The 26345-nt window shown below is 57.7% G+C and carries 20 protein-coding genes; 6 read left to right on the plus strand and 14 right to left on the minus strand.

What is annotated here, in order from left to right; translation table 11 throughout:
* Nucleotides 1-102: 102 nt before the first annotated feature.
* The 4 genes from J5289_RS20945 to J5289_RS20960 form a co-directional block, all read right to left on the minus strand.
* Nucleotides 103-3402, minus strand: a complete 3300-nt coding sequence (locus tag J5289_RS20945; RefSeq protein WP_209207367.1) for an error-prone DNA polymerase — start codon at nt 3400-3402, stop codon at nt 103-105.
* Nucleotides 3399-4913, minus strand: coding sequence for a DNA polymerase Y family protein (locus J5289_RS20950; RefSeq protein WP_209207366.1), 1515 nt, complete (start codon nt 4911-4913; stop codon nt 3399-3401). The genes J5289_RS20945 and J5289_RS20950 overlap by 4 nt, the downstream gene beginning before the upstream one ends.
* Complete coding sequence (locus J5289_RS20955) at nt 4831-5586, minus strand: ImuA family protein (protein WP_209207365.1); 756 nt, start codon at nt 5584-5586, stop codon at nt 4831-4833. Before J5289_RS20955 ends, J5289_RS20950 begins: the two co-directional genes overlap by 83 nt.
* A 361-nt stretch (nt 5587-5947) precedes the next feature.
* On the minus strand, nt 5948-6256 hold the full coding sequence (locus tag J5289_RS20960; protein ID WP_142831029.1) for a hypothetical protein: 309 nt from the start codon (nt 6254-6256) through the stop codon (nt 5948-5950).
* 153 nt (nt 6257-6409) lie between these two features.
* Between J5289_RS20960 and dinB the strand changes: the two genes are divergently transcribed.
* The 5 genes from dinB (at nt 6410) to rfbA (ending at nt 12051) form a co-directional block, all read left to right on the plus strand.
* Nucleotides 6410-7498, plus strand: coding sequence for a DNA polymerase IV (gene dinB / locus J5289_RS20965; protein WP_209207381.1), 1089 nt, complete (start codon nt 6410-6412; stop codon nt 7496-7498).
* A 1039-nt stretch (nt 7499-8537) separates the two neighbouring features.
* On the plus strand, nt 8538-9104 hold the full coding sequence (rfbC, locus tag J5289_RS20970; protein ID WP_209207380.1) for a dTDP-4-dehydrorhamnose 3,5-epimerase: 567 nt from the start codon (nt 8538-8540) through the stop codon (nt 9102-9104).
* Nucleotides 9105-9124: 20 nt separating this feature from the next.
* Nucleotides 9125-10174 carry a dTDP-glucose 4,6-dehydratase gene (gene rfbB, locus J5289_RS20975; protein ID WP_209207364.1) on the plus strand — a complete coding sequence of 350 codons (1050 nt, stop codon included), beginning with the start codon at nt 9125-9127 and terminating at the stop codon, nt 10172-10174.
* Between the two features lie 16 nt (nt 10175-10190).
* Nucleotides 10191-11072 (plus strand): dTDP-4-dehydrorhamnose reductase, encoded by an 882-nt coding sequence (gene rfbD / locus J5289_RS20980; RefSeq protein ID WP_209207363.1) that lies wholly within the window; start codon nt 10191-10193, stop codon nt 11070-11072.
* A gap of 94 nt (nt 11073-11166) precedes the next feature.
* Complete coding sequence (gene rfbA / locus J5289_RS20985; protein ID WP_209207362.1) at nt 11167-12051, plus strand: glucose-1-phosphate thymidylyltransferase RfbA; 885 nt, start codon at nt 11167-11169, stop codon at nt 12049-12051.
* 101 nt (nt 12052-12152) lie between these two features.
* Here rfbA and J5289_RS20990 read toward each other — a convergent pair whose 3' ends face one another.
* The 7 genes from J5289_RS20990 to J5289_RS21020 form a co-directional block, all read right to left on the minus strand.
* A complete protein-coding gene (locus tag J5289_RS20990) occupies nt 12153-13289 on the minus strand; it encodes a glycosyltransferase family 4 protein (RefSeq protein WP_209207361.1) in 1137 nt (378 codons plus the stop codon).
* A gap of 35 nt (nt 13290-13324) precedes the next feature.
* The gene (locus J5289_RS20995; RefSeq protein ID WP_209207360.1) at nt 13325-14263 is read right to left on the minus strand and encodes a rhamnan synthesis F family protein; all 939 of its coding nucleotides are present in this window, start codon (nt 14261-14263) and stop codon (nt 13325-13327) included.
* A 27-nt stretch (nt 14264-14290) separates the two neighbouring features.
* Nucleotides 14291-15211, minus strand: coding sequence for a glycosyltransferase family 2 protein (locus J5289_RS21000; protein WP_247750736.1), 921 nt, complete (start codon nt 15209-15211; stop codon nt 14291-14293).
* Between the two features lie 94 nt (nt 15212-15305).
* Nucleotides 15306-16061 (minus strand): ABC transporter ATP-binding protein, encoded by a 756-nt coding sequence (locus J5289_RS21005; RefSeq protein WP_209207359.1) that lies wholly within the window; start codon nt 16059-16061, stop codon nt 15306-15308.
* Nucleotides 16062-16066: 5 nt separating this feature from the next.
* Complete coding sequence (locus tag J5289_RS21010; RefSeq protein WP_209207358.1) at nt 16067-16870, minus strand: ABC transporter permease; 804 nt, start codon at nt 16868-16870, stop codon at nt 16067-16069.
* A gap of 93 nt (nt 16871-16963) precedes the next feature.
* Nucleotides 16964-19615 carry a glycosyltransferase gene (locus tag J5289_RS21015; RefSeq protein WP_209207357.1) on the minus strand — a complete coding sequence of 884 codons (2652 nt, stop codon included), beginning with the start codon at nt 19613-19615 and terminating at the stop codon, nt 16964-16966.
* 315 nt (nt 19616-19930) lie between these two features.
* Complete coding sequence (locus J5289_RS21020) at nt 19931-21130, minus strand: IS256 family transposase (protein WP_209207809.1); 1200 nt, start codon at nt 21128-21130, stop codon at nt 19931-19933.
* Between the two features lie 321 nt (nt 21131-21451).
* Between J5289_RS21020 and J5289_RS21025 the strand changes: the two genes are divergently transcribed.
* Nucleotides 21452-22270 (plus strand): sulfotransferase, encoded by an 819-nt coding sequence (locus J5289_RS21025; protein ID WP_219276624.1) that lies wholly within the window; start codon nt 21452-21454, stop codon nt 22268-22270.
* A gap of 67 nt (nt 22271-22337) precedes the next feature.
* Here J5289_RS21025 and cysN read toward each other — a convergent pair whose 3' ends face one another.
* The 3 genes from cysN to J5289_RS21040 all read right to left on the minus strand — a co-directional run bounded on the left by cysN (nt 22338) and on the right by J5289_RS21040 (nt 26345).
* The gene (gene cysN / locus J5289_RS21030) at nt 22338-24233 is read right to left on the minus strand and encodes a sulfate adenylyltransferase subunit CysN (RefSeq protein WP_209208000.1); all 1896 of its coding nucleotides are present in this window, start codon (nt 24231-24233) and stop codon (nt 22338-22340) included.
* Nucleotides 24233-25153 carry a sulfate adenylyltransferase subunit CysD gene (gene cysD, locus J5289_RS21035; RefSeq protein ID WP_209207999.1) on the minus strand — a complete coding sequence of 307 codons (921 nt, stop codon included), beginning with the start codon at nt 25151-25153 and terminating at the stop codon, nt 24233-24235. Before cysD ends, cysN begins: the two co-directional genes overlap by 1 nt.
* 271 nt (nt 25154-25424) lie before the next feature.
* Complete coding sequence (locus J5289_RS21040) at nt 25425-26345, minus strand: hypothetical protein (RefSeq protein WP_209207998.1); 921 nt, start codon at nt 26343-26345, stop codon at nt 25425-25427.

Below are 26345 nucleotides of genomic sequence, written 5' to 3' on the forward strand. Positions count from 1 at the left end.
TGATGGTGCGCCGCATCATATCGACCGATCAGATCCTCGTTCCTGCATGGCGGACAAGGGCGCACACCAACACTTCACCTTACCGGATCGATCCGGGACGGGTCATTTGCCTTCCATGCGGGCTTTGGGGATTTGGCTCGGCTGAGGATCGGGCTCGGCATGGACCGGGCCATGCGGAATTCGGAAGGGGCGTACAAAAATGTCCCGCGGTTTCGGTGGCGGTGCCCGATCGCGTGAATCTCCACCGCCAGCAGAACCATGGGCAAACTCGTCTCCACGACCCGCCGGCAATTTGAACTCGATCTCCCGGTCTGCAAGGCCGGAAAGATCCCCCGTCAGGTCGAACAATTGCTGGGCAACCAGATGGACGACATCGCCTTCCCGCTGGATTCGCCCGTTGATCGCCATCATCGAGCCTCCCAGCACCACTCGACGCCGCTTTTCGAACAGCTTCGGCCAGACGACGATGTTGGCGGGACCGGTCTCGTCCTCGATCGTGATGAACATCACGCCTTTGGCCGAGCCCGGTTTTTGCCGCACCAGCACCAGGCCCGCCGTCATGACCCATCGTCCGTCCCGGGCGGTCATGGCCTCCTCGCAGGTCACGATGCTGCGCTTTGCCAGATCGTTTCTGAGAAAGGCGATTGGGTGGTCGCGAAGCGTGAGCCCGGTATGGCCGTAGTCCTCCACCACGTTATGGCCTTCGGTCATCTGCCTGAGCGCGACCTCGGGCTCGCGCTGCTCAGCGATGGCCTGCATGTCGCGTGCAGCGGCAGCGGCAAACAAGGGTAGCGGCTCGTCGCGCAGCGCCTTTATCGCCCAGAGCGCATCGCGTCTCTCGAGCTTCAGGGCCGGCCGGAACGCATCGGCCTGCGCAAGCTCGACCAGCGAGGCGGCGGGTACGCCAGACCGGCGCCACAGGTCATCGACGGAACCGAACTCTGCGTTCATGCGCGCGGCAACGATCCGGGCGGCGTCGGCGACAGCCAGGCCTCTCACGATCCGCATGCCCAGCCGGACAGCATGGCGACCCGTATCGCCAATCCGTTCCAGCGTGCAGTCCCAGCGCGACTGGTTGATGCAGACGGGGCGGATCTCGACGCCATGGGCACGCGCACAGCCGACGATCTGGGCGGGCGCATAAAAGCCCATGGGCTGACTGTTCAAAAGGGCCGCGCAAAAAACGTCCGGGAAGTGGCACTTCACAAAATTGGACGCATAGGCGATCAGCGCGAAGGAAGCCGCATGCGATTCCGGAAAGCCATAGGATCCGAACCCCTCGAGCTGGCTGAAGGTCTTTTCGGCGAACGCGGCGGTGTAGCCGTTTCGCACCATGCCCGAGACCAGTTTGTCCTTGAACCTCGACACGCCCCCGGTGAACTTGAAGGTCGCCATGCTCTTGCGCAATTGGTCGGCCTCCCCGCCGGTAAACCCGGCACAGACCATCGCGACCCGCATCGCCGATTCTTGAAACAGCGGCACGCCCAGCGTTTTGCCGAGCACGGCTTCCAGTTCCGGGGTGGGATATTCGACCTTTTCCTTGCCTTCGCGACGGCGCAGATAGGGATGGACCATATCGCCCTGGATCGGCCCCGGGCGCACGATGGCAACCTGGACGACCAAATCGTAAAATGTCCTCGGCTTCAGACGCGGCAGCATCGCCATCTGGGCCCTGGACTCAATCTGAAACGTCCCGAGCGTGTCGGCCTTGCGGATCATCGCATAGGTCGCCGGATCCTCCTGGCGGATCGTCGACAGATCCAGGTCTTCGTCCTTGTGCTTGCGGATGAGATCGAAGGCCTTGCTCATGCAGGTCAGCATGCCGAGCGCCAGGACGTCGACCTTCATCATCTTCAAGGCTTCGACATCGTCCTTGTCCCATTCGATGATCTGCCGGTCTTTCATGCTGGCCGGCTCGATGGGGACGAGATCGTCGAGGCGGTCACGCGTCAGCACGAAGCCGCCGGGATGCTGTCCGAGGTGGCGGGGCGCTCCCATCAACTGCTGAGCCAGCTGCAGGGTCAGCACCAGCCGGCGATCGTCCGGATTGAGATTGAGCTCTTTCACGTTTCGGCCGCTCACCTCTTGCGACCACGACCACATGCCGGACGACAGCGCCTTGATCAGATCTTCCGGCAGGCCCAGCGCCTTGCCGACATCGCGGATCGCCCCCTTGGCGCGGTAGCGTGTCACGGTCGCGCAGAGGGCCGCCTTCTCCCGGCCATAGGTCCTGTAGATCCATTGGATGACCTCCTCGCGCCGCTCGTGCTCGAAATCGACATCGATGTCCGGCGGTTCGTCCCGCTCCTGGCTGACGAAGCGCTCAAACAGCAGATCGTTGGTTTCGGGATCGATGGAGGTGACGCCAAGAATGTAGCAGACGGCCGAATTCGCAGCCGAGCCGCGCCCCTGACAAAGGATGCCCTTGCTTCGTGCAAACCGCACGATCGAGAAGACCGTCAGGAAATACGGCGCGTATTCCATCTTCTGAATAAGATCGAGCTCATGGCGGACGATCTGCAGCGTCTTTGGCGGCAGGCCTTCCGGATAGCGATCCGGCACGCATTGCCAGACATAGTGCTCGAGGGATTGCTGCGCCGACTTTCCAGGAACGATGGCTTCCAGCGGATACTGGTAGGTCAATTCCTCCAGCGAAAATCGACAGCGCTCGACGATCTCCATGGTTCGCCGCAGCGCTTGCGGGTAGCGCGGGAACAGACGCGCCATCTCTTCCGGCGGCTTGAGGAACCTGTCGGCATGACGCTCCCGCTCGAACCAGACCGCGTCGATGGTGGTGTTGTTGCGGATGCAGGTAACGATATCCTGCAGTTGCCGCCTGCCCGGCTCGTGGAACAGCACGTCATTGGTAACGACGGTCTTGACCTTGAGGCGTTCGGCCATGTTGGACAGCTCATGCAGGCGCAGCTGGTCGTTGGGGCGGCGCCTCAGCGACAGGGAGAGGTAAGCGCCATCCCCAAAGACGTCGCCCATCTTGCGCAGCTGGACGGCGCACGTCTCGTCGGCAAGGTCCGGGACCAGGATACCGAGCAGGCCATCGGCATACATCGCGACGTCGTCCAGATGCAGAACGCAGTTGTTCTTTCCGCCCCTTGCCTTTCCCAGGGTGATGAGCCGCGTCAGCCGGGCATAGGCGGCGCGGTCGGTCGGATAGACGAGGATCGACATGCCGTCCGCCAGATCGAGGCGACATCCGACAACCAGCCGCACGCCTGTTTCGCGCGAGGCTATGAGTGCACGGACGATGCCGGCAAGCGAGTTGCGATCGACGACCCCGATCGCATCGATGCCCAGGTCCTTGGCGGTTGCAAACAACTCGTGGGCCGAACTGGCGCCCCTTAGAAAACTGAAATGCGTGGTCACCTGCAGCTCGGCATATCTCATGCGAAAATTCCGTGGACATACCATGCGTGGGATCCGGTCCCGCCATCGACACCGTCGCCGGATCGGAAAATCCAGAGACGCTCGCCGGCGTCGTCCTCGACGGTGAAGTAGTCGCGAACCGCCGCCCATTCGGACGTGCGCTGCCACCATTCGCCGAAGATGCGCTCGGGCCCGTCGGCGCGTTTGACCCGCCGTCGCTTGCCCCGCCACGTCACCGATACCGGCGGATGGTCGGGCAGCAGCGCGATCACCTCGACCTCTTCCGGATGGGCAAGCAAGAGGACCGGACGCGGCCACTGATGCGACCAGAAGACGTCGATATCGTCAGCGGTCGCAGCAATACGCCGGACGCTGCGCTCCGGGACGTCGGATGCGACCGGTGCCAGACGGTAGACCCGCTGGCCGCGATTGCCGAAGATGTCCACAAGCGGCGTGATATCGCCGTCACCGTCCTCGACAAACGACGATGCCGTCTGGGTCTCCTCGAGCGGCTGCGCCATGACGGCGACCAGGGTCAGCCTCTCGATGCCAAAACCGGGATCGATCCTTTCGGTGCGGTCCTTGAACAGCTTGGTCAGCCAGGCCACGTTCCTTGCGGGCTTTGCCGTTCCGGCACGAATGGCCTGGCGGGCATTGTCGACCGTGTCGACGATCAGGTCGGCGCGCCGGACCCCCAGCCCTTGTCTTTGAAGTTCGGCGCAGAGCTCGACGACCAGGCGCCCGACATATTTGTCTATCGTCTCTGCCGCACCGATCGGGTCCTGGAAAGAGCGCGCGACCGCAATCTGTCCAGGGCTCCTGATGGGCTCGATCGGCTCGCGGACACGACCGAACATCTGGTCAAGGCGTCGCCCGATCTCGGGCCCGAAGCGAAGCGTCAGCGGCGCGCGCGGCGTCATGGAGAGCTCCCCGATCGTGCGAAAGCCGAGGGTCCTGAGATCCCCGATGATCTTGTCCGGGAGCCGCAACAGGCAGACGGGCAAGCGCTCGACGGCGCGCAGGGTCTCGCCTCTGGGTATGATGACCGTCTCCCTTTTGATCGCCCGTGCGCAGGCGTGCGCGGCACCCCATGTGTCGGCTATGGCGACACGCGTCGTCAGACCCCTGGCGGCGAACCGATTGGCGATGCCCGTCAGCATGGCACGCTCTCCACCCTTCAGATGGTCGGCACCCTCCGTGTCCATGACGATACCGTCTTCGGCATCGACGGCGACGATGGGCGAATATTGGGTCAATGCCCACAACGCGATCCGCTCGAGAGCCGCAGCGCCGGCCCGCGGGTCGGCCTCGATCGTCAGCAGTCCCCGGAACAGGGCCTGGGCCTTTGCGGCCGCCATGCCGATGCGCACACCTGCCCGTCTTGCCGGATCGTCGGCGGCCGACACCCAGCGTTTCGATCCGCTTTTTGCAATCACGGCAATGGCCTGGTCAACCGGAATGGCGGGATCGGCCGCGCGACGAATGCGATCCGTCGACAGATCCGGAAGGTAGATCGATACGACCCTGGTCATCACACGCTCCAACGACAAATTCGGCACAGGCGCCGGCCCGCGATCGCATCAGCTCCAGCAACCAGGTTGCCCGCCCGACGCCGGGTACCGGCAAGGCCGCCGACGGCAGCACGCTGACGCGCCACCGCGTGGTCGACGCGGTCGGCTGACCGAAGTCGTTGGCTTCCGTCTGCCGGCGCCATCTGCGAACGACGAGGGCCAAGCTCCCCTTCTGTTCGGCGGCCAGCTGCAGGCGCCGGCTTTCCAGCATCGGCAGCCGAACGAGCTCCCCCACGACCGCGCCGAGGCCGCCATAGGACAAGGCCTCCTCCATGGACGCAAGCACGTCCTCCTGCCGATCGCCCTCGACGAAGATGACCCGGTTGGCATCGAGGCCCGCTTGGGCCAGCGCCGGGAAGAACAGGTCTGGACGCGTCAGACACCAGACGATCTTGCCTTTGGTGCGGGCCGCAATCCCGGCAACGAACAGGGCGGCGGCTGCGCCATCGACGGCCCCGGCGCCACCGCCTGCAAACTCGTGAAGAGCGCCGCGCGCAAGACCGCCTCCCGGCAGCACGGCGTCGATCTCGCCGACACCGAAGGGCAGGCTTTCCAATGGCTTCGCCGGGCCACGCCCAAGGGCGGCGATGCGGCTGCGCAGATCGGCTATGACGTGCTCGCGTGCAGCCGTCATCGTTCACGCAATCCTCTCGGTTCGTGGGTCATCAGAACGACGTCATGCCGTTTTATCGATTGAAGTTCATGTTCTGTTCCGGCGAACGGCGAGAGTCAAGCCGGTACAAAATAGGAATATCCTCCTCCAATTTTAGCAAAGGAGAAGATTCTTGAGCCAAATCAGCGCCGTACCCCCCTTTTGCGCCGTGTTTGGCCTCAGGAAAAAAATCAGTGGGTGCGTGCCTGGACGAAACGCCGGGCGCGGCCGGTCGCGGCATGGATGCGACCGGGAGGCGGTTGATCTTTCGGGGGAAAGGCTCGATGTGGCCCGCTCCCCATTCGAAGAGCCACTCGCCACGGTCATGCAAAGGCTTGGGCGCCTATTGGCCCGAGACGCGAATGGCACCCGCCTCGCCCAGACTGCGCTGGACAACCGCAACTTGGCTGGAGGCGATATTGGCGGACACCTCGATTTCGCCGCCAAGCGGCGCATCGTCTCGCGCGCCCTCGTTGTGTGAAAGGTCTCCGCCCGATGGCGACGTGCCGACGGTGTTTTCATTGGTGGTCGATTGGATGAAGATGTCAGGCCTTGCGATGCCGTGCTGCTGAACCAAATGCTCGACTGCAAGATCGGCTGCGGCCCGGGTCGCGAAGGTGGCTCGGATCTTCAGGGTGCTGTCGTCGGCCATGCGGCTATCTCCTGTTGCTGATGTCACCTGGCTCAACGTCCCTTAGGCCCACAGGTTGCCTCAAGCGGGCAAGTCACCGTCAATCGCCTTGGATATCGGTCGAAACACTGCTATGTTCTCTTTTTGTTTCGCCGACAATCCCAGATGGCCGCCATGAACGACGTGACGTTATCCCCAACCCGCAAAATCATTCATGTCGACATGGATGCCTTCTATGCCTCGGTCGAGCAGCGCGACAATCCCGACCTGCGCGGACGGCCGCTGGCCGTTGGCGGATCGGCTGCCCGGGGTGTCGTGGCGGCGGCAAGCTACGAAGCGCGAACCTTCGGTGTCCACTCAGCCATGCCTTCGGTGACCGCCAAGCGGAAATGTCCGGAGCTGATCTTCGTGCCGCCACGCTTCGAGGTCTATCGGCAGGTGTCGCAGCAGATCCGGGACATCTTTGCTGAGTACACAGCCCTTATCGAACCCCTGTCGCTCGACGAGGCCTATCTCGACGTGACCGAGAACCTGAAAGGCATGGAGATTGCCACCGACATTGCGCTGGAGATCCGCGCGAAGATCAAGGCTGTCACCGGCCTCAATGCATCTGCCGGCATCTCCTACAACAAGTTTCTGGCCAAGATGGCAAGCGACCTGAACAAGCCCAATGGCCAGGCGGTGATAACCCCGAAGAATGGCCCGGGCTTTGTCGAGACCCTCCCCGTCAAGAAATTCCATGGCGTCGGGCCGGCAACTGCCGAGCGCATGAAACGGCACGGCATCGAGACCGGCCTTGACCTCAAATCGAAGTCGCTTGCCTTTCTCCAGCAGAATTTTGGCAAGTCCGGGCCCTATTTCTACGGTATCGCTCGCGGCATCGACGAACGCCGGGTCAGGCCCGACCGGATCCGAAAATCCGTTGGCGCCGAGGATACCTTCGTCGAGGACATTGACGATCTCGATCTGGCCAAGGCGGAGCTCAGGCCGTTGGCGGAAAAGGTCTGGCGCCATTGTGAGGCCAATGCCATCACGGGAAAGACGGTGACTGTGAAAATCAAATATTCGGACTTCAGCCAGGCGACCCGCAGCAAAACCCTGTCCGGGCCTGTCTCGGATGTCGACACGGTGCTGGAGGCCGCAGAGATCCTGCTTGCCTCGGTGTTCCCGCTCAAACGTCCTGTGCGGCTCCTGGGCGTGACCCTGTCATCGCTGAACACGGAGGACCGCGCTCAAGAACCGCAACTCGCTCTTGGCCTCTGACGCGATGGTCCTGAAACGAAAAAGCCTGCCGCGGGAGGAGGTGCGGCAGGCTTTTCGAAAAGAACCGAACAACGGCTTGGGAGGAGGAGCGCCGTTGTTCCGACAGGCGTCCCCGGAAGGAGGAGTGGGCCGCCTGAATTCGAAGCTTTGCGGGAGGAGGAGGAGCATCGCTTCCATGAACACGAAGATAGCCGATCTCGCCGCACATTAAATAGACTTTGTTGCAGCGCAGCCATGCGAAAACCGACGAGCTGTTTGAGGAGAGAAATTGTCCTGCAACCCTGATCGACCGGTCCGGAAATTCGATCTTGGCGGGAAGGCAGCGCCTGGCGAGAAATAGCGAGGTTTTTGGTTCAAAGCGCTCACGGTGCGTTTCGTCACTCTCTGGGCGTTCACGGAATTGTCGGCACGGGATAAGACAACAATCCTCGTTGGCGCTGGCGTCTCCTTCACGGCACCCGCTGTCCGGGTAGACTATGGTCTGACAACGCCGACATCATGCGCAGGATGAGGACACGCCCTACAGTCTGGGCCGGACGGGCGGGCAGGACTCGGCAGCGTCGGGCATCAGCGTCTCATCGCTCGGCATGAAGACAGCGTCCAGTCCAGCCGCCCGCTGAGACGCTCGTCCATTTGGTCGCGCCTGATGGGCCTTGCCGGATCCTGGCTGGTGACATTGGTGTCGGTGACTGCGCCCGCCACCTGCCTGCGCCGCATGCAGCTTAGTCGATCGTCGCACTGTCAGCTGCGGCGGTGGCTTGCCCTGCGACGTCAGACTGCCGGCGCCGACCAAGGCGGCCGACGCGGAACTGCAGGCTATAGAAACTCGGCGAATGGAGGGTTTTTGTCGAGCCGGCCTGCGAAAACCTTTCACTGTCAGTTAGAGCTGGCAATGGCGTATCTCCTCCACCCGGCTCTTTTAAGTGTTGAACGGTCCTTGAGTCTAAAAAGGATGACCGGAGATTTGTGATTCGATAGAAGTCGCTTGCAAACCGGTCTCGGAAATTACAAAGGATCGAGTGGAACAGATGGGTGTATGATGAAGATCGACCGATTGCCGCTTGCTGGCCTCACAAAAATTACCCCTAACAGACTTGGTGATCATCGCGGGTACTTTTCCGAGACGTTCAAGGAGGGTTGGTTCCGCGAGAATGTGGCCGACGTCACATTTGTACAGGAAAACGAGTCTCTGTCGGCTTCGGTCGGAACGGTGCGTGGGTTGCACTTCCAGCTGGAGCCATTTGCGCAAGGTAAATTGGTGCGGTGTATCGCAGGAAGGATCTTCGATGTCGCTGTCGATATCCGCGTGGGATCGGCAACCTACGGACAATGGTACGGGCTCGAACTCTCAACGGAAAACGGCGAGCAGCTCTGGATCCCGGCAGGATTTGCCCACGGCTTTGCGACCCTGGTTCCCGATTGCGTGATCTCATACAAGGTGACAGCGCCCTACAGCGCGCAGAACGACCGCGGCCTTCTGTGGAACGATCCAAGCATCGGTATCGCGTGGCCGCTGCCGCTCCAAGACGCCATCCTGTCCAACAAGGACAAGGAACAACCGACTTTGGCGGAGCTGCCCGCGTACTTTCAGATGATCAACGAATAAAGCCACGGAGACAGAACAACATGCGCATTCTTGTCACAGGCGGAGCAGGGTTTATCGGGTCGGCACTCGTCCGGCATCTCGTGAAAAACGTCGGTGCCGAGGTTTTGAACGTCGACAAACTGACCTATGCCGGCAATCTTGCATCGCTCAGGGATTTCGACGGCGCCCAGAATTACAGGTTCCTTCGGGCCGATATCTGCGACCTGCAGAAGATGTCGGAGGCCATGGCCTCCTTCCAGCCGGATCGTATCATGCATCTGGCCGCCGAAAGCCATGTCGATCGTTCGATCAGTGGCGCCGCCGACTTCGTGCAGACCAATGTCATGGGGACCTTCAGCCTTCTGGAAGCGGCACGGCATTATTGGAACGACCTTCCGGCCGACCGAAAAGCGTCCTTCCGTTTCCTCCATGTTTCGACCGATGAGGTCTACGGCTCGCTCGGCGAAGAAGGCTTGTTCGAAGAGATCACGCCTTACGATCCGTCCTCACCCTATTCCGCTTCGAAGGCAGCAAGCGACCACTTGGCGGTCGCATGGCACCGCACCTATGGCCTGCCCGTCGTGGTGTCAAACTGCTCCAACAATTACGGTCCCTATCACTTTCCGGAAAAGCTGATCCCGCTCATCATCCTCAATGCCATGGATGGCAAGCCGCTCCCGGTCTATGGAAAGGGCGTCAATATTCGCGACTGGCTTTATGTCGAGGACCACGCGCGCGCCCTCGATCTGATCGCAGGGCATGGCCGGCTGGGCGAGAAGTATAACGTCGGCGGTCGCAACGAGCGCCGCAACATCGACGTCGTCACCCGTGTCTGCGAACTGATGGACCAGCTGCGTCCCAAGGCAAGGCCTCATGCCGAGCTGATCACGTATGTTACCGACCGCCCCGGCCATGACGCGCGCTACGCCATCGACGCCACCAAGCTGGAGAGAGAGTTGGGCTGGAAAGCGCAAGAGAATTTCGACAGCGGTATCGAGCGCACCGTGCGCTGGTATCTTGACAATGAATGGTGGTGGCAGCCGCTGCGTCAGGGTGTTTATTCTGGCGAGCGTCTCGGCGTACTGAAATAGGTTCGGGAACAGAAACATGCGGATAGCCGTCACAGGAAAACGTGGACAGGTGGTGAGCGCGCTGATCGAGCGCGGGCCGTTTGCCAGTGTCGAGATTGTCGCTGTCGGCCGCCCGGAACTGGATTTGGCCGACAAGGACTCGATCCGAACGGCTCTCGTCGGCCTTAAACCCGATGCGATCGTTTCGGCCGCCGCCTACACGGCGGTTGACAAGGCCGAGAGCGAGGCAGCGGCGGCCTTTGCCATCAATGCTGACGGTCCGGCAGCGATCGCAGCCATCGCCGAGGAACTCGGCATTCCAGTCGTGCATCTGTCGACCGACTACGTGTTTCCCGGCGACAAGAACGGTTTCTATGTCGAGACAGACGAGACAGGGCCTACCTCTGTCTACGGCAAATCCAAGCTGGCAGGCGAGCAGGCGATTGCAGCAGCGACCGCAAACCACGCAATCCTTCGAACCGCCTGGGTCTATTCGCCTTACGGTGCCAATTTCGTCAAGACGATGCTACGGCTGGCTGAAACGCGCGACGCCATAAACGTCGTTGCCGATCAGCAGGGTACGCCGACCAGCGCTCTCGACATCGCTGATGCGGTGATCGCCATCGCTCAGCGGCTGGTCAAGGATGCCGATCCGAAGTTGCGCGGTGTCTTTCATCTGACCGGCAGCGGCGAGGCGACCTGGGCGGAGTTCGCCGAAGAGATTTTTGCCAATCTGCATCAGAAAACCGGCAAGGCGGTAACCGTCGGGCGCATCACCACCGCGGACTATCCGACGCCAGCCAGCCGACCGGCCAATTCACGGCTATCGAACGGCAAGCTCAATGATGTCTACGCAATAGTGCTTCCGGACTGGCGACAGTCCACGAGAGCGGTTTGTGAGAGACTTTTAACAAACTAAGACATAGGGAGCGTTCCGGCTGCTGCCAAGCGGCTGGCTGGGAGAACGCTTCCACAAAGACGCTCCCATCGTCTCATGACACAAGGAAAGAAGCATGAAGGGCATCATTCTTGCGGGCGGCTCCGGCTCTCGCCTTTATCCGATCACCATGGCCGTGTCCAAGCAGCTGATGCCGGTCTACGATAAGCCTATGATCTATTACCCGCTGACAACGCTGATGCTTGCCGGTATCAGGGAAATTTTGATCATCACAACGCCCCATGACAACGAGGCGTTCAAGCGCCTGCTAGGCGATGGCAGCAACTGGGGCATCTCCATCGATTACGCCGTGCAGCCTAGCCCCGATGGTCTCGCCCAAGCTTTCGTGATCGGTGCGGACTTTGTCGGCAGCAATCCCTCGGCGCTTATTCTCGGCGACAATATCTATTACGGCCACGGCCTGCCACAACTGTTAAAGTCGGGCGCAGACACCACCCGCGGCGCTCGCGTCTTTGCCTATCATGTCACAGATCCTGAACGATACGGCGTGGTCGAGTTTGACCACTCCATGAAGGCTCTTTCAATCGAAGAAAAGCCTGAGAAGCCGAAAAGCAACTGGGCGGTGACAGGTCTCTATTTTTACGACGAGCAGGTGGTCGACATTGCCGCTAACCTGAAGCCGTCTGCGCGCGGAGAGTTGGAGATAACCGACGTCAATCGCATCTATTTGGAACGCGGTCAGCTTTCGGTGGAACTGATGGGTCGCGGTTACGCATGGCTCGACACCGGGACACCCGACAGTCTGCTCGAAGCCGCAGAGTTCGTCAGTACTCTCGAAAAGCGCCAGGGCTTTAAAGTCGCCTGCCCGGAGGAAGTTGCCTACCGGATGGGCCACATCGACGACGCTCAACTGACAAAGCTCGCAATCGCCCTCGGTAAGAGCACTTATGGAAAGTACCTGATGAAGCTCGCCGAGGCGGGAGACGACAGCGCGTTTTGAGCTACCGTCTGCGGACCGCCGTCCGGTGACGGCGGTTCAACTGCACCGGCAGCGCGTCCATGGCAGGCGGAGATCGTCCCATGGCTTGGGTTCGTTGTCGTTCAGGGCGCCAGAAAACGTCGGTAGAGCGCTGACACCTGCCCCTCCACATGCGCTTCCGTGAAGCCGGCCACGATCCGCGCGCGGGCGTTCACACCAGCCGTCGCCACCAGTGCGGGAGACGATGCCAGGGCACAGATCCGATCCGCGAGCGCCAGGACGTCGTCGGGTGGAACGAGCCAGCCCTCCTGCCCTTCCCGCACGAAGTCGCGGGTACCTGGAACATTGGTGGTCAGGATGGCCCGGCCGCAGGCGGCTGCTTCCAGGATCGAGCGCGGAAGCCCTTCTCCGCCTCTGGTTGGCAGGCACGCCAAATCATGGGCGGCCCAAACCGACCGCACGTCCTGTGTTGCGCCCTGCCATTTTATCCCCGGCCGCATCGACCAGCTGTTCAGCGTTTCTTCGGAAAGCGATCTGGGGTTGGATGGGTCCGGCGTGCCATACAAGGAAAGGCAGACATCATATCCGCGCTCGCGGGCGATAGACACCGCCTCGACGGCGAGATCGGCTCCCTTGGACCAGACCATGCGGCTGACCATGGCGATTTTCAGTGCACCGGCCGTGGCCGGTGCGGCGGCCGTGTAGAACTGCGGATCGACACCGGCGCCCGGCACGATGGTGACATTGGAGGCAGTGGGCGCCAGCCCGAAACTTAAGGGATCGGTGACATTCTCGAAAAGAAACTGGTTTTCGCCGCGCAACGCAATCAGCGTGATGGAACTCTTGATAAGACGACGCAAAATTCCAGCGCCCAAGTCCGTGTTGGCAGTCAGCAAGCCGCCACCGGTAACCGCCATGACGCGGTTTCTAACCCCCGCCAAATTGGCCGCGAGACCGCCGAGAATAATCGAGCGCAACGCGATGCAGTGAACGATATCGACCTTTTCTGCCCGCAAGATCTTTGCCATGCGCCGAACCGAAGAGGCGACGGCCAGCGGTCCGATACTACGCCTTTCGACATTCAGCGGAATCACGCGGGCGCCCAGTCTTTCCAGGGTCGACTGACAGCGGCCAACGCGGGTAATGATGAGCGGATCAAGGCCGGCATCCCACGCGGCACGCAGCATGGGCAGAAAATGCGACACGAAAAACCAGTCTTCGGAAATGACGAAGGCGATACGCGTTTTATTCGTAACCATGCCGGTGAGCCTAGCCCTTCTGGTAGCGGGTGCTGTTAGCGCTGAATTGCTTTGCGAAGAACGCGTATGATGCCCTTGGGCAGGCGAGCGTAGATAGCATGCGCCACTTTCAGGAGACGGGGATTTTTACGCCAGAAATCCCGAATAGGGAGCGAGAACGGGTTTTCGCGGATCAAGGTCCGGTCAATGAGGTCAGCCAGCTGCGCAGTCGAGAGCGTCGATGACTGCGCCTCGAGGACAGGCACGGCATTTTCCATAGCGCAGGACAGGAAACCCTGACGCACGACGATAGCGGAAAACAGTCGTTCGAGCGCATGTGCCGCTGTTCCGTCCAACTGCCCGTGTTCGGCGGCGAACTGAGCTTCAATATCGTCCGTAAGTAGCGGCGTCAGCGGCGAGCGCTGGAACCAAAACATCGATCCGGCAGCGAAACGGGTCGCTGTGACATCGACCGCCATATCCCGGCCGAAAAGGCTGGCGAGCATGCCTGACATGATGCCGTCGTTGATCGACGTACGGCCATCGAGCGCCATGAGATGCGCGTGCGGAGCAACAAGAGCGATCCGTTTCTCTTGCGCCAGCAATCTATGCCCAAGAGACGCGCCCTGCCCGTCTGTTTCCAAGAGCGAGCGGCACATGAAGCGCCGCCAGTCGGCCCCGTCTGAGCGATGCGGTGAGCGCTTCGTATGCAGTTTCAAGCCGATATCCGTCTGCGGCAGGTCCGGATGGCGGAGCGCGCGTAGGAAAGGCAGGATGTCGCGCCCGCGGTTTTCGAGTTCGATCTGGCGGGAAAAGATCAGAAATGGTGTATCCGGAATGGTCACCGCGCCTATGCCGGGCGGCCGCGTGACGACGAGACCAAAAGGCTGCCGGACGGCACCTGCGATTTCCAGGCGCATTTCTTCCCAGACCTCGGCATAGAAGACATGCACGAAAATCGTGAATTCGGCTGGCTTGTCAGTCTGCTGGGTCAATGGTGATCGCCCGTGAAGGTGTGTTACTCATAATTTTCCGCTGCGTCCTAGGACCCCGTGTAAGACACCACGTGTCATCATCCAAGCGTTTTCCAGCCGTTTGCCGTGGACGAAGACACTGAAGAAGACGAGTTGCTTTGCCATGCGCCGAAGGAGGATAAACCGCCAGGGCCAGCCGATCCAGGGACGGCGGGCCAGCAGGATTGAGTTGCGTGTATAGTAATAGTGCCGCAGCGGGCTATGAACCGGGAACCGCCGCCCTCTGTGGACGATCCAGTCGTCACCGAGACTATGCTCCATCTGCGCTGCCGGTATCCCGTAACTGGGATACCCTAGCTGCTGCGCGCGAAGGCCCCATTCGATATCGACGTAGTCTATGAACAAACTTTCGTCCATGGCGCCGACAGCGCCCAGAACGGCTACGGGGATAAGGCAACCCGAAGCAATCAGGAAGTCTGCCGACACCGCCGAAGAATGGGTTTCGTGAGGCGAACGCTCTTTGAGCGCCAACCCCTCCCGGTAGACAAAAGGCGAATGGGCGCCTTGACGAGGATCGCTGTACTGCGGCCCGACCGCCGCAACCGCGATCCCCGCCTGCTGCAATTGGGTCAGGCCTTCCAGAAGACAGGCCACCATGTCGGCCGCCGGCAGGCTGTCCTGATCAAGTAGCAGTATGTGGGTTGCACCCCGTTCGCATAGCCTTTGTATTCCGACATTTTGAGCCCGTGCAATGCCATCGTTCGCGCCAAGGCAGATGACCTCCAGACCGTACTCTTCCGGAAACGTCGGAAGCGACAAACCATCGCCGTTGTCGACCAGAACGATGGTGCCGACTTGCATGTGAATGGCGGCCAGCTGCCTCAACAACGGCTCATGGTGCGGCCGATAGGTCACGATGACACAGCCTACTCGCTGCCCACCACTGCCCGTTGAGTCGCCTGCGGACAATTGCCTCTCCTGCGGCTCATGATTGCCAGCCATCAACGACCGCATTTAATTGATCCAAATTCAGTCGCGCAGGCTTGCCAGAAGAGGTGTGTGATCAGTGCCCGACGGATGCCGTGTAAGCCGCCAATACGTCGTCAACGGGGCCGCGCATCCGCACGCGTCCGTGCTCCAGCCACAGACCCTCCGAACACCATTCCCGGATGAGTTCGTTCGAATGGGAGGCGAGGACAAGGATGCCAGCTGATCCGATAAAAGTGCGCATGCGTTCCTTGGCCTGCGCCAAAAAGGCCGCGTCACCTGCCCCGATACCCTCATCGATAAGAAGAATATCCGGCTGGATAGAGGTTGAAACGGCAAAGGCCAGGCGAGTGGACATCCCGGCGCTGTAAGTCCGCAGAGGCATGTCCAGGAACTCGCCCAAGCCCGTCATCGCGCCGATTTCCGGCGAGGCGGCAATGATATCCTGTTTGGAGTACCCGAGATACATACCGCGCAGGATGATGTTTTCCCAGCCGGACGCCTCCGGGTCCATGCCAAAGCCAATATCGAACATCGACGCCACGTCACCTTCCACCCGGACACTGCCTGCGGTCGGCTCATAGATGCCGGCCATGACACGAAGGATGGTCGACTTGCCTGCACCGTTGTGACCGATCAGTCCGACACGGGCGCCATGATCGATATCAAGCGTCATGTCGTCAATCGCCCGGATGACAATGCTGTTGGTGCCCTGTTTCGGCCTGATCTGGCCGCCGGTAACAGAAGCCAGCAGGTTGTTCTTGAGGGAGCGGTTTGCCGGCTGATAGATCGGGATGTCGACCACAACGTTGTGAAGGGAAATACTAGCCATGATGCTCAGCTCCAGTACACGACGCGCGCGCGGTAGCGCGAGAAGAATGTGATACCGGCGATGCCGAGCGCTATGGTGATACCGATGCAGGCCCCCCAGTTCATCAGGGTGCCGGTGCCACCGAGCAGAGGATCGCGGGTAATTTCGATGAAATGATAGAACGGATTGGCGTTCAATACGAGCCCACGTCCCTCTAGCGTTTGTGCGCTCCAGATGATCGGTGTCATGAAGAAGGCAAGTTGCATGATGCTGGCAATGATCATCGGGATGTCGCGGAAGCGGGCGCACAGCGGGCCTAGGATCAGGGAAATGAACACGCCATTGAGGAGAATCAGTAAGACCGCCGGAACGAACAGCAGCGCCGACCAGCCGGGATTAATTCTGAACACAGCAATGATGATGAAATAGATGATGAAATTGTGCGCAAAGGTCAGGACCTGGCTCCAGACGAACTGGTAGATATGGATGCTGAGTGGCATACGAATTTGCCGGAGCGAGCCCCCGGCCGCGCTGAAAATGTTGCATGCACCGATAATGACGCCGCTGATCAGCCCCCAGGTGATCAGCCCGATCGCAAGATTCGGCAGATAATGCGCCACATCGACCTTCATGATCTGAGAATAGAGCAGGCCTAGGCCCATCACCATGATGCCCATGGAAAGCGTCAGCCAGAAAGGTCCAAGCACCGAACGGTTATAAAGACGTTTGACGTCGCGCCATCCAAGGTACAGCCAGAGCTCCCGGCGCTCCACGCCCTGCCAGAGATCAGCCAGGGCGGCCCTCAAATAATTTCTTTGGCTGAGCATCATTGTCTTTCGTGCAAATGCTATTGGTGCCGTCGCCGGCAATACTGGGAGGGAGGATTAGTCGACAAGCGGTTCAAAAACAAGGCACGCCAGGCCTCAAGAGGCAAGCTTAGGTCCCTCGTCGTTGCGCGGCGGCCAGGCGAGCGAAAAATCCTCGTAATTCAGCGTAAGGTTGGGACTGTAGGCCGGATCCGGCCGCCGATGCGTTTCCCAGCGCGCGTGCATATAAGCGATCTCCTGTCGGAACCGTTCGACCTTCTCCGGAGTGTCATCAAGGCCGCGGGTTGCCGATTCATGATGATAGAGGTCAGCGTAGGGTGTCCAGACGTTGCGGTAACCCGCCTCCTTGACCTTTAGACAGAAGTCCACATCGTTGAAGGCGATCTTCAGATCGACCTCGTTGAGACCGCCAACCTCCTCGAATATTGACTTCCTGATGACAAGGCAGGCCGCAGTGACGGCACTTAAATCCTGCGGCAATTCCGCGCGACGGAAATAGCCAGGCAATCCCCGCTTCAGCTGTTTATGCGAATGGCCGGCCACACCACCAAGGCCTATGATCACGCCGCCATGCTGCAGCGTATCATCCGGATACCACAGACGTGCGCCGACGGCCCCAACACCATCTTGCATTGCCAGACTCATCATTTCGCTCAACCAGTCCGGGCTGATGACCTCTATATCGTTATTGATCAGCACAACGTAGTCACCGTTGGACATCTCAACCGCCCGATTATTGAGGGCAGAATAATTGAACGGCCGCTCGTCTCGCTCAACGCGGATATGTGGGTTTGTCGCTATGTCGCGGAAATAGGCGAGCGTCGCTGGATCGTCTGAATTGTTGTCGACGATGATGATTTCATATGCTGGGTAGCTGGTCGCCTGCAGGATGGACGTCACGCATTGTTGGACCAGATCGAGTCCATTGCGAGTAGGGATGATAAGGCTCGCCAGTGGCAGCTGTTGTGGAAGGTGGTAACGGGTGCGATACATCCCCGTCTCAAGGGTCTCCACCGTGGCATCCACGCCCAGGCGGTCAAGATGTTCAGCGAGCGCCTTCTGGCCGGCAACGGCGGCGTAACTCTTGTTGCCACTCTCCTGCGCGGTGCTGTTTGAATGCACTCGCCAGTGATAAAGAACGCGTGGTATATGCGCTATGCGATCGGAGCCGAGACCTTCGGAAAACCGCAGCACGAGATCGTAGTCCTGAGAGCCTTCGAAGCCCTTGCGGAATGCACCGATTGCCCTAACTCGCTCAATCCTGAAGGTGCTTAGGTGGCAGACCATGTTATGCGAACGCAGCAACTCGACATTCCAGTCCGGCTTGAAGTACGGATCGAACCGGTGCCCGTCCTCAATCTTGTCCTCGTCGGAATAGACGAGATCGAGATCCGGATTTGCAACTAACGTTCTTGAGACATAATAGAGTGCATCCTCAGTCAGGAGATCGTCCTGGTCAAGAAGCGTCATCCACTCGCCAGTCGCAAGCGCCAGTGCTGAATTGGAGGCTTCGGAAATGTGCCCGTTTACTGTCCGATATGTAACCTTGATGCGCTTGTCTCGGGCATGGTAAGCCTCAAGGACCTCTTTAACGCCCTCGCTCGTTGAGCCATCGTCCGCAATGCATAGCTCCCAGTTGGTATAGAGCTGCCCGCGCACTGATTCAATCGCATCCTCAAGCCAGGAAAGTTCGGGATTATAAACCGGCATTATGATCGATATCAGCGGCGGGTTACGCCACTGTCCAATTTCATATCTGATCCTCTGGCGCGCCTCGTCGCCTAGTATCCCGTACGTTTCGAGCCATTTCGAATAGTTGCTGCCTGAGCCACTCCCTGAAATCGAGGTGATATTGGCTGATCGCCATGCCCTTATGACGCCACGCAGTCCATCTTTAGAGAGGATGGAAACGGCGGCCTTTATCAAAGCCGAATACCCTCCGCGGCTTTTTGCGAGTATCCTAGCAATCCGCAAAAATTTCCTGATATGCACGATCTGCGCACCCAAATAGCGGTACGGAGCAGTTACACGCCAGCTTGTCGAGTTCTGTAGTTCCTTGACTGATGCTCGGATCTGCTCCTGCATCTCCAGCGATTGGGAGAGTTGTCGCTCCGCGCCAACAATTCGATTTTCGTATTCTGTCTTCAGCGCGTGGAGACTTGCGTAGTGTTCTTCATTAATGCCAAGTAGATGGAAGCACGCCTGAATGCGCTCGGCCAGCAGGTCAGCGAAGCCAAATTGCTTATTTTCGGTTATCACGTCTTGACGACGTTCCAGCAAGGCCAGCGAGCCAACCGTAAAGTCCGGAGTGTAGCTCTGCTGCGGGACGAATCCACGGCTGGCAAACTCGGAGAGCAAATGAATTAGCGACGAAAGTGATGTCTGGTTCAGACAGTCAATGCATTCTCCATCCCAGCAAACCAGTATCTTGTCGGATAAAGAACTGATAGCATCAATTGCGGTTGCAGTTTCGATCGACCTGTCCAGCGTTTTGTTCGAAACAGCCAGATCGGAAGTGTCACGGGCATCGTGCGAGTCTATGTCAATCGCGAATACTCGGATGCCGAGTTTTTTCAACTCCTGAACAAGCAGTCCGCGCCCACGACCTATCAACAATACCGACCCGCTGCCAATGTCTATGGCGATCGCTTTGGCGACATCTTTAGAATAACGCATCCGCGGAAGTGCAATACTATGGAGGGAAACGTCGACTTTTCCGTTGTGTGAATCATTTGATTGGAGTGTCACGGCAGCGCGTTTCCTTAAATCTATTTGAGAGGTCACGTACCATCTTTCTAAGACCGTTTTCAACAGCAAGGGAGCTTTAACGGCATCTCTCCCGAAAAATCACCGGAGCGTGGTGCCGGAGAAACCGATTAACCGAAAGAAGGCGGATTCCGACAGAATAGGCGGAAAGGGCCGGTGGGAAAGCACCACAGCTCGTCGTCGAGTCGCCTAGGCGAGGATCGGCGAACGATTGGGGCCATTTCCGCGATCGTGCCCCTGGACGTGGTGTAGGTCGCGGCTGATTGCCGTGCTTTCCGACTGAGGTCGGAGGGGATATCAGCGAGCCACTGCTGGCAAACTGATTTGGGGATCATCGCTCATTTGGGCCATGGTCTCAAGGGTCATGTACCGGGCGCGCTGCACGGCCCATTCATCGTTCTGTTCGAGCAGCAGCGCCCCGACAAGACGGACGATTGCCTCGTCGTTGGGAAAGATACCGACCACATCAGTGCGGCGCTTGATTTCGCCGTTGAGACGCTCGATCGGATTGGTCGAGTGTAGCTTTGCCCGGTGCTCTCTCGGGAAGGTCATGTAGGCCAGAACATCGTCTTCGGCATCGTCCATGATGGTGGCAAGTTTTGGCACTTTCGGCCTGATCTGGTCGGCGACACTACGCCATTGAGCGCTGGCCGCCTCCGGTGTTTCCTGGGCAAAGGCCGTTGCGATGAAGGCGGAGACGACCCGCCGACCGCTCTTTCCGGCATGCGCCAAGACGTTCCGCATAAAGTGAACCCGGCACCTCTGCCAGGTGGCATTGAGAACCTTGGTCACGGCCGCTTTGAGACCTTCATGGGCATCGGAGATGACAAGCTTGACGCCGCGCAATCCTCGGCGTTTCAACTTGCGCAGAAATTCCGTCCAGATCGGTTCGGCTTCTGACGTGCCAACCTCCATACCCAGGACCTCGCGCCGGCCATCACTGTTGACGCCGACGGCGATGATGACAGCGACAGAGACAACCCGTCCGCCGCGTCGGACTTTGAGGTAGGTCGCATCGACCCATAGATATGGCCAGTCGCCTTCGATCGGTCTGTCGAGGAACGCTTTCACCTTAACGTCGATTTCTTCGCAGAGACGGCTCACCTGGCTTTTGGATATGCCACTCATCCCCATGGCCTTGACCAGGTCGTCAACTGAACGGGTCGAGATGCCCTGGATATAAGCTTCCTGGATGACCGCCGTCAGAGCCTTCTCTGCCATGCGGCGGGGTTCGAGGAAGCTCGGAAAGTAGCTGCCCTTGCGCAGCTTCGGAATGCGAAGCTCCACGGTCCCAGCTCGGGTTTCCCAATCACGGTCACGGTAGCCGTTGCGCTGAGCAAGCCGCAACGGGTTCTTGTCGCCGAAATCGGCACCTGTGGCTGAGCCGACCTCCAGCTCCATGAGCCGCTCGGCGGCAAAACCGATCATCTCACGCAATAAATCTGCATCCGCGCTCTTCTCAACAAGCGAGCGCACGTCCATCATGTCTTTGGTCATCGGTGATCTTTCCGTCAGGTTGGTCTTCAACAACCCGACCCTAACGGAAAACACTGGTGGCCGCCCGCAAAGCCGATCACCCGCTACAGCGCTATGGAAGCGCGCGGGCACTCGCCTTTGCTACCCTCCACAACCTACACCACCCGGCGGGACACGATCCATTTCCGCAACTTGTTATTTCTTGCCACCACCATTTTTCAGCCGCTTAAATCACCGGAGTCATCCCGACATTCAATTCTGCGACCGTCGGACAGACCTACACCAGCGACGGAGACGGTCTTTCGAGCGAGACGATGGCTGCCTACCGTTGGTTATGGCGCTATGGCTCTTTTGCTGATATGCCATAAGGCGAAGAATCTTTTTATATGGTGCGTTGTTTTGAAGAAAGTTTTGATAATTGGGCCACCTCGATCTGGTACGACCGCACTCCAAGGAGTTGTATGTTCGAGCTTAGGTGCTGAATTCATGCCGGAGTGCAACTATCTCACAGACATTTTTTCGTTGTATGATAGGGTAACGACATACCCCGATCCGGTTCGTTTCAACTATTTCTTCAAAGATGAAGGAAGCGCCGTTCGCCTTTACAGTAGTCTCGTGGAAAAGGTTTTGTCCGTTATGGGTTCTGGTGGCGATCGGCCGTTGGTGCTTAAAGACCCTTTGCTTAGTGCCTGTTTCCCACGTGCTGCTGACTTGTTGGATGCAAAAACCGTCTGCTTAGCTATCGTGAGGCATCCCGCCGACGTTATGGCGTCGATGAAGCGTGTTCGTAAAAAAGCGGGCGCGGACTGGGATATGGAATCCGATATTATGATGGTTTATCGGTGCTACGATGGCATCCGATCTATTAGTCAAAACGAATGCACGCTATCAAAGCTTGTGGTTCGGTATGAGGATCTTATCTTGGGACAATCCCTTGACGCTGTTTCCGATTTTCTGGGAAATCCCGTCGACTTAGCCAAATCCAGCTCGCCAGAATGGCTTGCGCGCACTGGGGCGTTCGAGTCACAGGGCTATGGTCGTGCATTTAGCAGCGATAGTGCTGGAGAAGGCACCATATCGCTTACTCCAGAAGAGTTGAATAGAGTACAAAGTATCTTTTCTGGGATAATGGCGCACTGGGAATATCAGGCTAAGGCATGACTGTAGCGATGCATTAATCCTCTGAAGGCCGCTGACTTCGGGTTTTAATAGTGCTGTATTTATAGGGTCACTTCCGTTTTTCAAGATACTCTTGGATCTTTATGGCTAAGATCTCGGGTTCGGTGCCGACAGTGAGTAAACGAAGGTCCGGGGCTTCAGGTGCCTCATAAGGTGAATCGACGCCAGTAAAATTACGGATATCTCCTGCCAGGGCTCTCTTGTACAATCCTTTGGGGTCGCGCCGAATACAGTCCTCCAACGGGGTGTCGATGAACACTTCGACAAACTCTCCGGGTTCCATCAATTCGCGAGCGAACTGCCTTTCAGAACGGAAAGGGGATATCATAGAAACTATAACGATTAAGCCAGCATCGACCATTAGTTTTGCGACTTCTGCCATCCGCCGGATGTTTTCGACCCGATCGGCATTAGTGAAGCCAAGATCGCGATTTAGACCATGGCGTACGTTGTCGCCGTCAAGCAGAATTGTGTGCCTCCCACCTGCATGCAGCAACCTTTCCAGATTATTCGCGATGGTCGATTTCCCAGATCCGGACAGCCCTGTGAGCCATAGAACTGCCGGTTTTTGGTTCAGCAGAGCAGCGCGCGAGCTCTTGCTTACTTCCAACGCCTGCCAATGGATATTCTGCGCGCGGCTCAACGCAAAATCAATCATGCCTGCGCCTACCGTCGCATTTGTATAACGGTCGATAAGGATGAAGTTACCGGTCATGCGGTTGCTACGAAATGTATCGAAAGCTATTGGCGACTGAAGAGCAAGAGTGCAAACACCAAATTCGTTCAAGGCGAGCGTATTGGCTGCAATATGCCCTAAGTTATGGATGTCAATTTTATACTTGAGGTTAGTAATACTGGCTGTGACGCCGTCGCATTCCGTCCGCAGTATATACCTTCGTCCCGGAATTAAAGGCTCCCGGTCAAACCAGATAATGTGAGCTTGGAATTGATCGCCTACTTGCGGTGGTGACTCTGGTTTAGCCAGTATGTTGCCACGAGACACATCAAGGTGGTCAGCTAGCACAATGGTAACAGCCTGGCCTTCGCGAGCTTCTATGAGCGACCCATCCATGCTGACGATTTCCTTTACCCGCGAGAGCTTGCCTGAGTTAGCGACGACGATAGGGTCGCCGACTGCAATCTTGCCGGAAGCGACTTGTCCTGCAAAGCCGCGGAAGTCTAGATCAGTCCGCGATACATACTGAACAGGAAAGCGGAAAGGGTTATCGACATCTATATCGTCAACTGGCACGTTCTCTAGTTGTTCGAGCAACGTTGGGCCGCTGTACCACGGCATTTTCGTTGAGTGATGGATAACATTGTCACCAAATCGAGCGGATATTGGAATTGGGACGGTCGTGATGAAATCAAGATCTTTCGCAAAGTTATCATAGTCCGATGCAATCTCGTTAAAGATTCTTTCGTCGTAGTCGACGAGGTCGATCTTGTTAACCGCCAAAATCACGTGACGGATTCCGAGAAGTGACGCAATTACTGAATGGCGCCTGGTTTGCGACAAAACACCTCGACGTGCGTCTACAAGCAGAACGGCTAAATCTGCCGTCGATGCGCCAGTCGCCATATTGCGCGTATATTCTTCGTGCCCTGGTGTATCTGCTACGATAAACTTGCGCTTCTTCGTATCAAAGAAGCGGTAGGCCACATCAATCGTAATGCCTTGTTCGCGCTCCGCTTCAAGGCCATCGAGGAGAAGGGCGAAGTCGAGTTCACTACCTGTGGCTCCATGTTTAACGCTGTCCTGCTCGAGTGTCGTGAGTTGGTCCTCGAATATATGACTTGAGTCGTAAAGGAGACGCCCGATTAACGTAGACTTGCCGTCATCGACAGAGCCACACGTGAGGAAGCGCAAAAACGACTTTGTCCGCCGATGTTCAAAGTCGTCAAATGCCGAAGAAGACGGATGGTCTTGCTGAATGACAGCCATCAAAAGTACCCTTCCTTCTTTTTCTTTTCCATCGAGCCGGACCCGTCCTTGTCGATAAGGCGACCCTCCCGCTCTGAGGTCCGAGCGAGGAGCGTTTCGGAAATGATTGCCTCTTTCGTCGTGGCAGCAGACTCGATGGCCCCGGTAAGAGGATAGCAACCCAACGTCCTGAACCGGACAACCTTTTCCTCCACCTGTTCTCCTGCGCGAAGCGGCATACGATCATCGTCGACCATAACCAACATTCCGTTGCGCTCCACGATTGGCCGTTTGCTTGCAAAATACAGTGGAACGATGGGGATGTCCTCAGCCAACAGATACTGCCAAACGTCTATCTCTGTCCAGTTTGACAGCGGAAAGATGCGTATCGATTCTCCAGGAGTGATACGGGTGTTATAGGTCTTCCACATCTCGGGACGCTGGTTTTTCGGATCCCATGCATGCTGGCTGTTGCGAAACGAGAATATACGCTCTTTTGCCCGAGATTTTTCCTCGTCGCGGCGCGCGCCCCCAAAGGCTGCATCGAATTTGTAGATTTCAAGCGCTTGCCGCAGAGCCAGCGTTTTCATGACATGTGTATGGGTGTCTGAGCCGTGCGTGAACGGGTTTATATTTTGAGCTATACCCTCCGGATTTATATGAATTAGGAGTTTGAGCCCAAGTTCCTTAAAAGTCCGGTCGCGAAAGGCAATCATCTCCTGAAACTTCCAGGTCGTATCGATATGTAAGAAGGGAAACGGCGGCTTCGCTGGGTAGAATGCTTTTCTCGCGAGGTGCAGCATTACCGACGAATCCTTGCCTGCGGAATACAGCATGACAGGTCGAGCGAAATTGGCTGCAACTTCTCTAAATATGTGAATTGCCTCTGCTTCTAGACGACCAAGATGATCAAAATTAAAGCATTCGCTTGATTGTAGCATACCCTTTTGCCTCTCGAGAATGGCCGGTTCATACCGACTACGATTGCCCAGCTAGGCAGAGACGATGAAAATTGGCAGCTTGATGGTTAAGATCAAGCACGAGCAAACGCTAACCAGGTGATATTAGAGTGATGACGAGGCGTAGGGCGAGCAAGTACGGACACGCAATACGGCTAATCTAAATTAACCGCCATCTGCATAAGTTTAAACTCTATTTCCGTTTGTCTTGGCTTGCTGTAACAATGCATCCTAACCATTGACAACCTCAAATTCACTTGGTCAAAAACACCGGCGAGTATATTGGCTTTCCGTTGTTATTTAAATAGAAATTGTAAATCGTTCGGAGATCCTTTTCTAAAGAATTTACTGGTTTTCCAAGATTAAGAAAACCGGACGTTGCGTAGAACCTTTCGATCATATTAATTGAGTCGCTTGTGAAATCACGTCTGGAAAGGCCAATAGCGTTTATCTTTGCGAAACTAGAACCGATGATCACTGCAAACGGCGGCACGTTCTTAAGGATCGCACAGTTCATGCCAAGCATTGTATGGGCTCCCACTTTGATACCCTGATGGACAACGCAATTCATCCCGAGATAGGCATAGTCGTCGATTTTGACGCTACCACCTAAAGTTACACCCGTAGCCAGTTTCACATAGTCTCCAAGTTGGCAATCATGGTCGATTTGTGACCTTGCCATCACGTACGCATGACGTCCAATCTTCGTCACTGTGCTCTCAACCGGTTGGTTGATTACCACATATTCGCGAATGGTGACATCCGCACTAACAACTATCTTGCCTCCAGTTGCCTCCCGTCCGGGGAATTGGCCGATAGCGCCGATCACTGCCCCGTCAAAAATCTCTGTCCGATCGCCGATCTGAAGTGGGCCCCTTAAAGTAACACTGTTACCGATGGAGACATCATCGCCAATCTCAACGGCTCCGTGAATACTCACGCGCGCGCCGATTTTCACACCGTTGCCTATTTGGATCTTTGTTAGATCTTTATCGGTTATGTCCTGCCGCCAGTCACCAAGGTCACAATGAGAACCAACACAGCAAAACGTTCCGAGTGAGACACCGGCACCCACTACCGTGAACGCTCCGATATCGACGGTTGCATCAAATAGAGAATCGCTATGAATTTGTGCCGACGGATGGACAGATTGCGGTCCTTGTCGCTGTACCAT

It is taken from the genome of Rhizobium sp. B230/85, assembly GCF_019355735.1.
GTDB classification, from domain to species: domain Bacteria; phylum Pseudomonadota; class Alphaproteobacteria; order Rhizobiales; family Rhizobiaceae; genus Rhizobium; species Rhizobium rhododendri.